The sequence below is a fragment of the Duganella sp. 1224 genome (assembly GCF_013408245.1).
In the GTDB taxonomy this organism is placed as follows: domain Bacteria; phylum Pseudomonadota; class Gammaproteobacteria; order Burkholderiales; family Burkholderiaceae_D; genus Rugamonas.
In genome coordinates this window covers 1,876,745-1,890,496 of sequence record NZ_JACBYS010000001.1, presented here as the reverse complement: position 1 = coordinate 1,890,496, position 13,752 = coordinate 1,876,745, and the positions used below count along the sequence as shown (strand labels likewise).

Sequence of the window (13,752 nt, the reverse complement as noted above, 5' to 3'; positions counted from 1 at the left end):
CATGCTACGACAAAGCGCTGGCCTTGCCAAGTTTTATTGCAAGATCAACAACCGTGCGCTAGACTGGGAAACACCCCCAACCAGAGGAGCGCCCAATGAAACTACGCCGTTGTGCTGTGTTGTATATTGAACCTCGCGAAGCACTGACGATCGACTGGCCGACCGTACTTGCAGGAGGCAAGGCACTGGAGGCCCGCAGTCACTGGGTGGCGCTGGCGCCCCATCTGGATCAGGAAATTCCCATCGACGCCGCCCAGCTGGCCGCGCTGGGCGGCATCAGCTACACCGTCTGGCGCGAGCGCGCGGCCGCCGAGCAGCAGTATGGCGAGGATTGCATCGCCGGCCTGCTGGCGCTGGGCCTGCTGATCGGCGACACGCCGCAGTACGCCGCGCAGCACGAGCGCGACGAGACGCTGCGGGCCAACTACTGGCGGCCGCTGTCGGCGCTGGCGCACACCTTTGGCCGCTGGCGCGGCGTGACCGAGCAGGCCGGCATGGAGGCGCCGACTTTCCAGGCGCTGCTGGACAAATTCGGCGAACCGCCGCCACCGACGCTGGACCTGAATCCGGCGCAGGCCCTGAAGCTGCCGGCCGTGGCCGAGGGCGCGCTCGATCCGCACCTGCTGAACCGCTACACCGGCCGCAACTACGATCTCAGCGCCAGCGTGCCGTTGGACGTGGTGGCGCGGCTGCTGCACCGCACCTTCGGCGCGCAGGAAGTGCGCCAGGTCGGTCCGCATGCCAACGTGCTCAAGAAGACCAGCCCGTCCGGCGGCGCGCTGCATCCGGTCGAGGCCTTCGTGCTGGCGCAGCGCGTCGATGGCGTGGCGCCGGGGCTGTATCACTATCATCCGGTGGCGCATGAATTGCGGCCGGTGGAAACCATGGACCGCGAACAGGCTGGCGCGCTGGCGCGCTACATGCTGGCCGATCAGCAGTGGCTGTCGGAGGCGCCGCTGCAGGTGGTGCTGGTGGCGCGCATGGAGCGCATGCACTGGAAGTACCGCAATCACCAGAAGGCTTACCGCGCCGTGGTGCTGGATGCCGGCCACCTGTCGCAGACCTTCTATCTGCTGGCCACCGAGGCCGGCATGCCGGCCTTCATCACCGCCGCCATCAACGACGCGGACATCGAGAAGAAGCTGGGCCTGGACCACTTGCGTTACGCGGTACTGGCCATGTGCGGCTGCGGCAAGGCCGACGACAGCCGGCGCGAGATGGTGGAACTGCGCTACGGCGATACTGGCGCCGCCTGATTCCGATCCGCGTTTCCGCGCTGTGACTGGATGCCGTCCAGCACCCGTTCCAGCGCGGCACCGAAGGCGGCCAGGGCGGCGTCGCGTTGGTCGTGGTGGTCGTGTTGTGGCGCGTTCAGCGCTGCTTCCAGTTCGCCCGCCGCGCGGTGCAGCTCCGGCATCGACAGATTGCCGGCGGCGCCGCGCACCTTGTGCACCAGCAGCGCGGCCTGTTCGTCGGCGCCGTGTTCGATCGCGGCCAGCAGCCGCTGCGGCGCTGGCGTGAAGTCGTCGGCAAAGCGTTGTAGCAGCGTCAGTAGCAGTTGGCTGTTGCCGCCCAGCCGGTCCAGCGCTGCTGCCATGTCGATGCCGGGCAGGGCGGGGATGCCGCCGCGCGCCGCGCCCTCCGCCTCCCCCGCCATGGCCGAGGCCGCCATAGCGGGGGCTGCGGTGTGGAGCGACGCGGCCAAGCCTGGCTCGGCGAAGGACTGCGGGCCGAGGGGCGGCGGCGCCGTTCCTGCGGGCGCGTGTGCTGCGGGGCGCTCGGGCGCGCGGCGGATCTGGCCAGCCAGCACCTTGAACAAGCGCTCCGGATCGATCGGCTTGGTGACGTAGTCGTTCATGCCCATGCCCAGGCTGCTTTCGCGGAAGCCGTGCACGGCGTGTGCGGTCATGGCGATCAGCGGCAGCTGCGCGTGGCGCGGCTGGGCGCGGATGCGGGCGGTGGTTTCGTAGCCGTCCATGCCGGGCATCTGGATGTCCATCAGCACCGCGTCGAACGGGGCCAGGTCGACCAGCTGCAAGGCCTCGGCACCGCTGCCGGCCAGTTCGACATTGACGCCGGCGCGCAGCAGTACCTCGCGCGCCACCTGCTGGTTGATGACATTGTCGTCCACCACCAGCACATGGGTGCCGGCGATGCGCTGCGCCGCCTCCGACAGCGCGGCCGATGCCGTTGGCGCTGGCCGCGCCGGCGCCGCCAGGCCCAGGCCGACCAACACCGCGTCCAGCAGTTGCGCCGGGTTGACCGGCTTGCCCAGCACGGCGGCGATATCGGCCTGCGTCGCCGGCTCGCGCGCGAACTCGGTCGTCATCAGTACCAGCGGCAACCGCGCGTCTGGCGCCAGCGCGTGGATGCGGCGCACCGCCTCATCGCCGGCGAGGTCGGGCAAATCCCAGTCGAGCAGCACCAGATCGGCCGCCTGCGTGGCCAGGTAGTCGAGCGCTGCGGCGCCGCTGGCCACCGCCTCCACCACAAAGCCGTCTGCGCGCAACTGGCAGACCAGCATCTCGCGCAACATGGCGCTGTCATCGACCACCAGGATGCGCTTGCTGGCGGCGGCAGCCGGCAGCGGCGCCGGCGCCGGCAGCGCACCGGCCTGGCGCTGCAGTTGCAGTTCAAAGTGGAAGCGGCTGCCTTGGCCGGGCGTGCTGTCAACGCCGATCTCGCCGCCCATGGCATGCACCAGCTGCTGCGAAATCGCCAGGCCGAGGCCGGTGCCGCCGTAGAGCCGGGTGGTGCTGGTGTCGGCCTGCGAGAACGCGCGGAACAGGCGCGCCTGCTGCTCGGCGCTGATGCCGACGCCGCTGTCCTCGACGCTGAAACGCAGCCGCACCGGCACGCCCGCCACGTCCCGCCTGTCTTGTGCGTCCGTCGCGGCGCCCACCAGTTCCACGCGCAGGCCGATGTAACCGCTGGCGGTGAACTTCAGCGCGTTGCCAACCAGATTGACCAGCACCTGATTCAGCCGCAGCGGATCGCCGACCAGCCGCAGCGGCACCGCCGGCGTGGCCCAGGCCAGCAGCTCCAGGCCTTTCTCCGCCGCGCGCCACGAGAACAGATCGGCGATCTGCGCCAGCGTCTCGCCGAGGTCGAACGGCACCATCTCCAATTCCAGCTTGCCGGACTCGATCTTGGCGAAGTCCAGCACGTCGTCGATGATGCTCAGCAGATTCTGGCCGGCGCGGCCAATCTTGGTGAAATAATCGCGCGGCTTGGCCGGCAGGTCCAGATGCTGGCCCAGGCCGGCAAAGCCGAGAATCGCGTTCATCGGCGTGCGGATCTCGTGGCTGATATTGGCCAGGAATTCGCTCTTGGCGCGGGTCGAGGCCTCGGCGTCGGCGCGCGCCTGCTGGATGGCGCTGATCGCGCTGGCCTTCTGGAAGGCCGACACAAACGGCTCCTTCAGCGCCTTGAACATTTCCAGGTCCTTGCGCGCAAACGGCGTGCTCTGCTTGAACACCAGGTAGCCCTGCACCTGCTGGTCGACGCGGATGCGCACCGCCAGCATGGTGCGCTGCTTGAGGAACATGTCCGGCGCGATGACCACCGCGGCGTCGATGTACTGGTGCTGGGCCGCGCGCGGGGCGACGCCGTCGCGCGCCGACGGCAGCGCGTCGTGGCCCCAACTGGCGCGGATCGCCAGCGGCCCGCCCGGCGTCTGCGGAATCAGCGCGTACGCCACGCTGACCTCGCCAATGGCCGACGACTCGCGCAGGATGGTGTGCAGCAGCGCGTCGAAGTCCAGCTCCTCGTTGATCGACTTGACGATGGCGTGCACCCGCTCCAGGTGCAGCGTGCGCGAGTACACCTGCTGCTGCAGGTTGCGCACCCGCCAGCGGTACATGCCCCAGGCGCTGGCCAGCACCGCCAGCACCGCGCCCAGCCGCGCCCACCAGGTCTGATACCAGGCCGGCAGGAAATGCAGTTCCATGCTCAGTTCGTGCGGGCTCCAGGCGCCGACGCGGTTGCTGCCGCGCATGTGCAGGCGGTAGCGGCCGGGCGGCACATTGGCGTAGGTGGCGGCGCGGTGGCTGGCGTCGGCCTCGACCCAGTCCTTGTCGTAGCCGTCGAGACGGAAGGCGTAACGGTTGCGCTGGCTGGCGGAATAATCCAGCGCGGCGATTTCCACCTCGACCTTGCGGGTGCCCGGCGGAATCTCCAGCGCCGCGCCGCCGTCACCCAGCAGCCGGCCCGGCGGCACCATCTCGCGGTCCAGCCGCACCGAGCTGACCACCAGGGGCGGCTGGTAGCGCCACGCTTGCGTCGGCCCCGGCTGCACCACCACATAACCGCCCGATGTGCCGAACACCACGTCGCCGGCGGCGGTCTGGCCGGCGGCGTTGGTGATGTAGGGCTGGAACACCAGGCCGGCCGCCCGGTCCAGCACCTGGACCTGCAATGTAGCGCTATCAATGGCGGCGATGCCGTCCGAGCTGGAGGCCCAGATGTGGCCGTCGCGGTCGGCCTGCAGCGCGGCGGTGTTGTTCGAGGGCAGGCCGGCGCGGGTGTCGAGGCGGCGGAAACGGCGGGTGCCGTCGGCGCGTACGCCGTCCAGGATGGCGATGCCGTCGCTGCTGCTGGCCACCCACAGCCGGCCCTGGCGGTCGAAGGCCAGCGCGGTGATGATGCTGGGCGGCAGTGTGGTGGCCGGGTCGCCGCCGCTGAGAATCTGCTCGGCCTGGCCGGTGGCCGGCTCGAAGCGGTTGAGGCCGCGCCGCGTGCCGACCCACAACGCGCCGTCCGGACCGGCGCGCAGCGCGGTGACGCGGTTGTCGCTGAGGGCGCCGCTGCCGGGCGGGCCCTGGGTGTACAGCTGGGCGCTGTGGCTGCGCGGGTCGTAGCGCATCAGGCCGGTTTGCAGGGCCAGCCACAGCACCTCGCCCTGGCGCACCACGCTGCCGATGCGCGGGTGGGGATCGCCCAGCGGCAAGGGCACGCGCCGCACCTGGGTGCCGCGGTTGCTGGTGTGGTACAGGCCGAGCGCGGTGGCGATCCACGCCTCCTGAGGTTCGGCCTCGGCCATGCCCAGCACCAGGCGGTTGGGCAGGGCGCTGTCGGGGCGGCCGGGGTCCGGACGCAGGCCGGCGTGACGCGCGCCGTCGGCGTCGATCAGGTCGATGCCCTGGTCGCCCAGCGCCACCCACAGCCGGCCGCCGCTGTCGGTCATGAAGGCGAAGGCGGAAATCTCGGCCAGGCCGGCGCCGTCGAGGATGGTGTCGACGCTGCGGTTGGCGGGGTTGTGGATGTCGATGCCGCGCTCGTTGGCCACCCACACCAGGCCGCTGCGGTCGCGCAGGATGGCGGCGGTGCGGTCGTGCGCCAGGCTGATGGAGACGGCCGGGCGGTGCTGGATGCGGCGGCTGTGGCCGTCCAGATTGAATTCGATCAACCCGCCGCCGTAGGTCGCCGCCCACCACAGGCCGGGCCGGGTCTGGACGATGGACAACACCATGGCGCTGGCGGTGTCGCGCACCGGGTCCAGCGCCAGCAGGCGCGCGCCGCTGGCGCCGGCCACGCCGATGCCGCTCTTGAGGGTGCCGAACAGCACCTGGCCGGCGCGGTGCGGCGCCAGCGACAGCACGGCGTCGTCGACGCCGGCGATGGGCAGGTCGGCGACGTTGCCGCTGGTGTCGCGCCGCGCCAGGCCGGCGTTGGAACCGATCCACAGGCTGCCGTCGGCGTCGGCCAGCAGCGCGCGGATCTGGTTGGCGCGCGCGCCGCCGGCGGCCGTGTCGGCGCGCGGGAAGCGGCGGATGGCGCCGCCGCCAGGCAAGTCGATGTAGTCCAGGCCGGCGGCGGTGCCGACCCAGATGCCGCCGCGCGCATCGCTGGCCAGCGCGGTCACCGCCGGGCTGCTCAGGCCGTCTGGGCCGGCCGGGTAGCGCACAAAGCTTTCGCTGCGCTTGTCATACATGGCCACGCCGTTGGTCGAGGTGCCCACCCACAGCCGGCCGCGCGCGTCGACGTGCATGGTCTGCACGAAGTCGCCCGGCAGCGAATGCGGATCGTCGGGGTGGTGGAAGAAATTGCGCATGCGGTAGCCGTCCCAGCGGCCCAGGCCGCCCTGGGTGCCGAACCACAGGAAGCCGTCGCCATCCTGCGCGATGCTCATGGTGACCGGGCTGGGGAAGCCGCGCTCGGCCGGCACCAGGTGTTCGAACATGGTCGGCGCCAGCTGTTGCCACGGCGACGGGGCGGGCGATGGCGCGGCGGCGGCGCCCAGCGTGGCCAGTGACAACAGCATCGCCACACCGGCCCTGCCAGCTAAGAAGAAAAAGAAATCGCGCACGAGTAATCGTTTCATGTTTCCCATGCCTGTTAGCAATGGGTATTGCATAGCCTAGCATACGGAATTGTCGCGCAGTTGTCTATTTATTACAGCAGCGCGTTCCGTTTGCGCGGGGCGGTTGACAGGCAATATTAATCGGCCTATATTTTTCCGTAGCGATTGGAATCGTTTCCAAATCGCGTGGAGCGTGATCACAAGGAGACATAATGAACCACCAGAAATTCGTTTTGTCCGCCATTGCCGCCAGCGTCGCGCTGGCGTACGCCGCACCGGCGATGGCCAGCGTCACCAGTCCCGTCATCGGCACCTTGCTGTGGTCGGAAGAGTTCAACAATAGCACCCTCAACACCAGTTTGTGGAACACCTACGATGGCAACGGCTGCCAGATCAATCTGTGCGGCTACGGCAACCAGGAGCTGGAATACTACAGCCCCAACAACCTGGCCATCGTCAACGTGCCGTTCGAGCCGGCCACGCGGGCGCTGGCGATCCAGGCGCGCAGCCAGACGGTGGGCAGCAATGTCTTCACCTCCGGCAAGATCGATTCCTTCAACAAGGTGCAGATCCAGTACGGCATGATCGAGATCCGGCTGGCGACGCCGTCGCTGGGCACCGGCCTGTGGCCAGCCGCGTGGATGCTGGGCGTCAGTCCGCAGGCGTGGCCGCGCAAGGGCGAGATCGACATCATGGAAATGGGCCACAAGGCCAGCAGCCGGGCGGCGGCCGGCAGCCCGGCGCCAGCCATCGACAATTTCACCGGCGCCAACGTCATCACCTGGCAGCAGGCAGCCTGCGTGCCGGGCAACGAAAGCTGCGCCGCCTCGACCGCGTGGCAGACCAAGAACTGGTACGCGCCGGCGCAATCGCTGGCCAACCGCTTCGTCATCTACCGGCTGTACTGGACCGAATCGCAGATGCGCTTCACCGTGGTGGACAACGGCCTGGAGTACGACATGTACAACAGTCCGCTGCCGGTCAACTCGACCGCGCTGCAGGCGCCGTTCTACCTGCTGTTCAACCTGGCCGTGGGCGGCAACTTTACCGACGCCGCCACGCCGGCCCAGGTGACGGCGCCGCTGCCGGGCACGATGTACGTCGACTACGTGCGGGTGTACCAGCTGGACGGCAAGGGCTCGGTCAAGCTCGGCAACCAGACGCCGGCGGAGGTGGGCAAATTCGGCGTGTTCACCGACAACACCGTGGTCAACAACAAGCTGCAAGCCGGCACGACGTCGGATATTTTTGTGTGGAACAACGCATCCACCTCGGCCGGCACGATTCCGCCGTATGAAGGGGCCAACGCGCTGTCGTGGAGTTTCAACCAGCCGGGCTCGTGGTTTGGCGGCAGCGTGCAATCGCGGCAGGTGCGCGACATGAGCGGCTTCCGCAACGGCAATCTGAAGTTGAAGATCAAGATACCGGCCAACGTGGCGTTCACGGTGGGGATCCAGGACACCTACACCAACCAGAACGCGGTGAAGTTCCCGGCGAATGCCACCACCTACGGGCTGGTGCGCAATGGTGAGTGGGGCACGGCGACCATCCCGATTGCCGATCTGGCCGGGCCGAAGATCGCGTTGCAATCGATGCTGGACCTGTTCCAGATCGCCAGCGACGGCGCGGCCTTGCCGCAGGCGGCGTTCCAGATGTCGGTGGACGACATCATCTGGGACAGCGGCGTGCCGGCGCCCACCCCGACACCCACACCCACGCCAACGCCAACGCCAACGCCGACACCCACGCCAACGCCGACACCCACGCCAACGCCGGCCGCGGTGCAAACCAGCGCCACGATGCTGAAGTTCTCGCTGGCCAGCTCAAGCTGGGCGGACGTGCACTACACGGTCAACAACGGCGGCCAGTTGAACGTGCGGATGACGCAAAGCAGCGGCACCAACAGCTACACCGCCAGCGGCCTGAAGTCAGGCGACGTAGTCCGCTACAACTTCACCTACTGGGACAGCGCCAAGAACTACGCCGTCGACACCGCCCAGCAAACCTTCACCATGCAATAACACTCCGGGGTCAGGTCCTCCATTTCTACACGGCCTCTGCCGTACGCGCGCGTACGGCAGAGGCCGTGTAGAAATGGAGGACCTGACCCCGGGTTATGGGGCGACGGTGGCTTTTAGCGGGTGGGTGGCGCGGGCGGTCATGAGTTTGACTTTGTCTTGCCACTCGGCGGCCGTCCTGACGTGGCCGGCGCGGTCCCAGGCGGCGCCGATGTAGTAGCGCAGCGGCTTGCCGGATTCCACCGGCGCCAGGATCAGCTCGTTCAGCTTGTCTTCGGCGATGCCGCTGGCGCCCGGCAGCACGATGGCCGTGCCAAACGCGCCCTTGGTGGCTTGCGTTACCCACTGCGTCAGCGCCATGCCGTCCCGGCCGACGGTGATCTGCTCGTTCTGGTTCTTGTCGGCCGGCTTCTTGTTCAGGCCGACCGCCACCGTCAGCTGTTGCGGGCCGCTGAAGGTGAAGGTGCTGTCCATGGTGTCGAAGTCCTGCCCGGCGTCAACGGTGAAGCGCTTGACCTCGCTCACCCTGGTGCCGGCCGCGTCCCAGCCGTCATACGTCAGCTCGAAGACGCTGCGGATCGGGCCGTTGGCCAGCACTTTCCACGAGGCGTAGTTGCGGCCCACGTACAGTTGCTGGCCGTCCCACACGCCGGTGCCGCCGGCGCCGCGCGATTTGCCGACGTTGTACATGTCCATGCCTTCGCCCTCGTCGTGGTGGTAGTGGTCGTGCCCTTTGTTGTACCAGCGGTCGACGATCGGATAGCCAACGCGCTTGAACCAGATGTCCAGCCCGCTTGTGACCAGCACTTCCTTGCCCACGCCCGCGGTGTCCGGCGCGGCCAGCGCCGGGCCGTAGGTGCGGTGGCCGACATGGTCGTTTTCCCACGCGAAGTCGTCCAGCCGCTCGGGCACGTAACGCGCGAAGGTTTTGGCGGCGAACGGCGGCGTCACGCTGTCGGTTTTCTCAACCGTGAAGCTGGCCTGCTTCTCGCCTGCCGCAAAGCTGTGCTGGAAGTACAGCTCGCCATACGCGACGCCGATGCCTTTCGGGTCCTTGGCCTGCGGCGCCACATTGCTCACCTGGTAGGGCAGTACGTTGCCCTGGCTGTCCTTGACCGCGATTTTCTGGATCAACGCGCCCGGCAGCGCGCGATTGATCTCGCTCCACGGAATGGCGATGGTTTCCGCCGGCCGCGCCATGTCGAGGTCGTTGGTGACGGTGATCCTGGCCACCTCGGCGGCATGGGCGGCGCCGGCCGCCAGCAACGCGGCGGCGAGCGGCAAGAAACTGGTACGCATGACGGTGGTCTCCTTATTCATGGCTGTAGTTGGTGGCGCCGGCGTCTTTCGGCACGTAGTGGTAGGTGCGCAGCTTGACCTGGATGTCGATGTTCGGATTGGTGAGCAGCCGGATCATCTCGGCGCCGGCCAGCAGCGTCGGCCCGTAGCCGTGCAGGGCGTCGACGCTGGTCGGGCGGTTGTAGTAGTAGATGTGGTCGCTCGCGAAGGTGGTGCCGACGCAAGTGCCTTCCACCTGGCCGCGCCCGTTGATGCGGGTCGACAGGCCCACCCAGCCGGCCTGGGCGATCGAGCCATAGGTCGCCGGGCTGATCCAGCCTTCATTGATGGCGTGGGCGATGACGTAGGTGAACATGGCGCTGGCCGAGGTTTCCAGGTATGAATCGTGGCGCTCCAGCATCTGGTGCCACAGGCCTGCGCCGGATTGCTGTTCGGCGATGCCGCGCAGCGTGGTGCGCAGCTGCGCCAGTACTTTCGGATAGCCGGGATGGTCCTTGGGCAACACATCCAGCAGGTCGCTCATGGTCAGCACCGCCCAGCCGTTGGCGCGCGCCCAGTAGAAGCGCGGCGCGTCCGGGTTGTTGGCGTTCCAGCCGTGGGTGTACAGGCCCAGTTGCGGATTGAATAGGTAATGCGTCATCTGCAGCACGTTGCGGACGGCGTCGTCAAAGTAGGCGCGCTGGCCGGTCAGGTGGCCCAGTTCGGCCAGCGCCGGCACGCCCATGTACATATCGTCGGCCCACAGCGACACCGCTTGCGGCCGCTGGCGCGCCAGCGTGCCGTCCTTCAGGCGGAACTGCTGCTTGGACACCCAGTTGCCGCAGGTGTCGATGAACTGGCGCATGTCCGGCCCCACCTTGGCGAATTGGGCGCGGATCATGGCGGCGCACATGGAGCCGGCGTCGTCCAGCGAACGCGGCTCGATCACGCGGGCGAAGCTGTTGGCGCGCCCCAGGTGGAATTGCCGCTCCTGCGCGGCGAAGTAGGGCAGCTTGTCGGCCATGAACTGGAAGTGGCGCGCGGTCATGGCGGTGTACTTGCGGTCGCCGGTGACGGCGGCCATTTTCAGCAGTCCGGCATGCACCACGCCCATCTCGTACACCTGGATGCCCCAGTCGGCGCTGCTGGGTTCGACGATGGCGTCGGCCACCGGCTGGCTGAAGTCGGTGATCTGGATGCCGCTGTCCTTGTGGATCACGCGCGTTGGCGTGGTGGCTTCCATGTAGCCACGGATGCGGTCCAGCGAGGCGGTGATCTCGGCCACCGTCGGTTTCTTGTATGGCACCGGATACGTGCCTTCGCCGGCGTCGTAGACGCTTTTGTTGTCGGGGTTGCGGTAGGGGCCGTCGGCGTGGGCGGGCAGGGCGAGCAAAGCGGCGGCAACAGCCGCAATCAGGGCGGATGGGGAGGTCACAGGGTTGTCTCTTTATTTTAATTTGGTCAGACCATTCTAGATTGGTCCGGCCACTTTTGCAATCCGGACAGGCCACTTCGCGTCCCGCGTCGTTCCGGCGAAGGCCGAAACCCATAGAACGCTCGCCTGGGTATGGATTCCGGCCCGCAGCGGAATGACAACGCTGACTTAACGCCGCCAGCCCAAACGGTCGCCCTTTTTCCAGGACATGGGAGTACAATCATTTGGAACGGTCGTGCTTTTTCGTGCGCCGACAACAAGGAGACAGCATGGATTTGACTTACACGGCGGCGGATCTGGCGTTTCGTGACATGGTGCGCGCCTTTCTCGACGCCAACCTGCCCAGCGACCTGCAAAAGAAAGTGCGCAACCATCTGCGCCTGAGCCGGCAGGACTACGTGCGCTGGCACCAGATCGTCGCCCGCCAGGGCTGGGCGGCGCCGGCCTGGCCGGTCGAGTACGGCGGCCCGGGCTGGACGCCGACCCAGCGCCACATCTGGGAAGAAGAATGCGCCCGCGCCGGCACGCCGCCGATCCTGCCGTTCGGCGTCAACATGGTGGCGCCGGTCATCATGGCCTTCGGCAACGAGGCGCAGAAGGCGCACTACCTGCCGCGCATCCTCAATTGCGACGACTGGTGGTGCCAGGGCTATTCCGAGCCGGGCGCGGGTTCCGACCTGGCCTCGCTGAAAACCACCGCCGAGCGCGCCGGCGACCACTACATCGTCAACGGCCAGAAAACCTGGACCACGCTGGCCCAGCACGCCGACATGATCTTTTGCCTGGTGCGCACCGACACCACGGTGCGCAAGCAGGAGGGCATTTCCTTCCTGCTGATCGACATGAAAACGCCCGGCGTCACGGTGCGCCCGATCATCATGCTGGACGAAGACCACGAGGTGAACGAAGTCTTCTTCGACAACGTCAAGGTGCCGGTGCAAAACCTGATCGGCCAGGAAAACAAGGGCTGGACCTACGCCAAGTACCTGCTGGGCCATGAGCGCACCGGCATCACCGCCGTCGGCCGCTCCAAGCGCGAGTTGCTGTTCCTGAAAAAGATCGCCGCCGAACACTACAAGCACGGCAAGCCGCTGATGCAGGACCCGGTGTTTGCCGCCAGGATCGCCAACCTGGAGATCGATTTGATGGCGCTGGAAACCACGGTGCTGCGCGTCATCACGCGCGAGTCCCACGCGCCGGGGCCGGAAGCATCGATGCTCAAGGTGAAGGGCTCCGAACTCCAGCAGCAACTGACCGAGCTGATGGTGGAAGCGCTGGGGCCGGACGCGCTGCCGTTCGATACCGACTACCTCGAGGGCAAGGCCGACCACGCGGTCACCGGCGACGATGCCGCCGCACCGCTGGCCGCCTACTACTTCAACTACCGCAAGACCTCCATCTACGGCGGGTCGAACGAGATTCAGAAAAATATCATCACCCAGATGATTCTGGGCCTGTAAGGAGCGGCGATGGATTTCACTTTCAAGGAAGAACAGCAGCAGTTCGCGGACGCGCTGCGCCGCTGGGTGGACAAGGACTACACCTTCGACACCCGCAAGCGCATCGTGCATTCGGCCAGCGGGGTGTCGGACGTGGCATGGAACACGCTGGTCGAGCTGGGCATGACCGCCTTGCCGGTGCCGGAAGAGCAGGGCGGCTTCAGCGGCAGCGCGGTCGACATGCTGGTGGTGATGCAGGAACTCGGGCGCGGCCTGGTGGTCGAGCCGTACTTCGCCACCGTGTGGGGCGCCAAATTCCTGCAACTGGCCGGCAACCAGCACCACCGGCTGGAGGACGTGGCCGCGGGCAAACTGAAGCTGGCCTGCGCGCTGGGCGAAAAGCACGCGCGCCATGACCTGGCCGACATCAAGACCATCGCCAGCATCAACGGCGAAGGCTACCGCATCGACGGCACCAAGACCGTGGTGATCCACGGCGGCCAGGCTGACGCGCTGATCGTCTCGGCCCGCAGCGCCGGCACCCAGCGCGACACCAACGGCATCAGCCTGTTCGTGGTGCCGACCGAAACGCCGGGCGTGGTGGTGCGCGACTACCGCACCATCGACGGCCAGCGCGCGGCCACGGTGCAATTCAACCATGTGGCGGTGCCGGCCTCGGCGCTGCTGAGCAAGCTTGGCGGCGGCTGGGACCTGCTGGAAGAGGCGGCCGACTACGGCGTCAGCCTGCTGTGCGCGGAAGCGGTGGGGGCGATGGAGGCGCTGTTCAACGCCACGCTGGAGTACCTGAAAACGCGCAAGCAGTTCGGCACCGCCATCGGTGGTTTCCAGGCGCTGCAGCACCGCATGGCTGACATGTACATCCACCTGGAGCAGGCGCGCTCGATGGCGCTGCTGGTGGCGGCGCGCATGGTGTGTGATGCCGAGGAGCGCCGGCGCGTGGCCTCGGCGGCCAAGGCGCGCATCGGCCAGGCGGCCAGGTTCATCGGTCAGCAGGCGGTGCAGCTGCACGGCGGCATGGGCGTGACCGACGAACTGCCGGCCGCCCACCACTTCAAGCGCCTGAGCATGATTGAGCTGACCCTGGGCGATGTTGATCACCACCTGGAGCGTTTCGCCGCCCAGCGCGGCTTCCAGCAGCACTCCTGAACCGGAGCCGCGGCGGTGGATTGAGCGTTGGCCTACCCCGAAAAGGTCGGGGTCGGACCCCGTGCGGGGTCCGACCCCCGTTCGCCGCCGTGCGGGTTGTGCGGTTGCCGCCTG

General features: G+C 67.6%; 7 protein-coding genes. 4 read left to right on the top strand and 3 right to left on the bottom strand.

Annotated features, from left to right (window positions below; genetic code table 11):
• Window positions 1-95 precede the first annotated feature (95 nt).
• Window positions 96-1,256, top strand: a complete 1,161-nt coding sequence (locus FHW58_RS08325) for a putative peptide maturation dehydrogenase (protein ID WP_179672570.1) — start codon at window positions 96-98, stop codon at window positions 1,254-1,256.
• Here the strand turns inward: FHW58_RS08325 and FHW58_RS08320 are convergent.
• Window positions 1,232-6,322 carry a response regulator gene (locus FHW58_RS08320; RefSeq protein WP_179672569.1) on the bottom strand — a complete coding sequence of 1,697 codons (5,091 nt, stop codon included), beginning with the start codon at window positions 6,320-6,322 and terminating at the stop codon, window positions 1,232-1,234. The two genes, FHW58_RS08325 and FHW58_RS08320, sit on opposite strands and share 25 nt — an antisense overlap.
• Window positions 6,323-6,513: 191 nt before the next feature.
• Between FHW58_RS08320 and FHW58_RS08315 the strand changes: the two genes are divergently transcribed.
• Entirely contained in the window at window positions 6,514-8,322 is a 1,809-nt protein-coding gene (locus tag FHW58_RS08315) for a family 16 glycosylhydrolase (RefSeq protein ID WP_179672568.1), read from the top strand.
• A 93-nt stretch (window positions 8,323-8,415) separates the two neighbouring features.
• Here the strand turns inward: FHW58_RS08315 and FHW58_RS08310 are convergent, their stop codons facing one another.
• On the bottom strand, window positions 8,416-9,618 hold the full coding sequence (locus FHW58_RS08310) for a DUF4861 family protein (RefSeq protein ID WP_179672567.1): 1,203 nt from the start codon (window positions 9,616-9,618) through the stop codon (window positions 8,416-8,418).
• Between the two features lie 13 nt (window positions 9,619-9,631).
• A complete protein-coding gene (locus FHW58_RS08305; RefSeq protein WP_179672566.1) occupies window positions 9,632-11,032 on the bottom strand; it encodes a glycoside hydrolase family 88 protein in 1,401 nt (466 codons plus the stop codon).
• Between the two features lie 269 nt (window positions 11,033-11,301).
• Here FHW58_RS08305 and FHW58_RS08300 point away from each other — a divergent pair, with 269 nt between their 5' ends.
• Both FHW58_RS08300 and FHW58_RS08295 read left to right on the top strand, forming a co-directional pair.
• Window positions 11,302-12,492 carry an acyl-CoA dehydrogenase family protein gene (locus tag FHW58_RS08300; protein ID WP_179672565.1) on the top strand — a complete coding sequence of 397 codons (1,191 nt, stop codon included), beginning with the start codon at window positions 11,302-11,304 and terminating at the stop codon, window positions 12,490-12,492.
• A gap of 9 nt (window positions 12,493-12,501) precedes the next feature.
• A complete protein-coding gene (locus tag FHW58_RS08295; RefSeq protein ID WP_179672564.1) occupies window positions 12,502-13,638 on the top strand; it encodes an acyl-CoA dehydrogenase family protein in 1,137 nt (378 codons plus the stop codon).
• Window positions 13,639-13,752 lie beyond the last annotated feature (114 nt).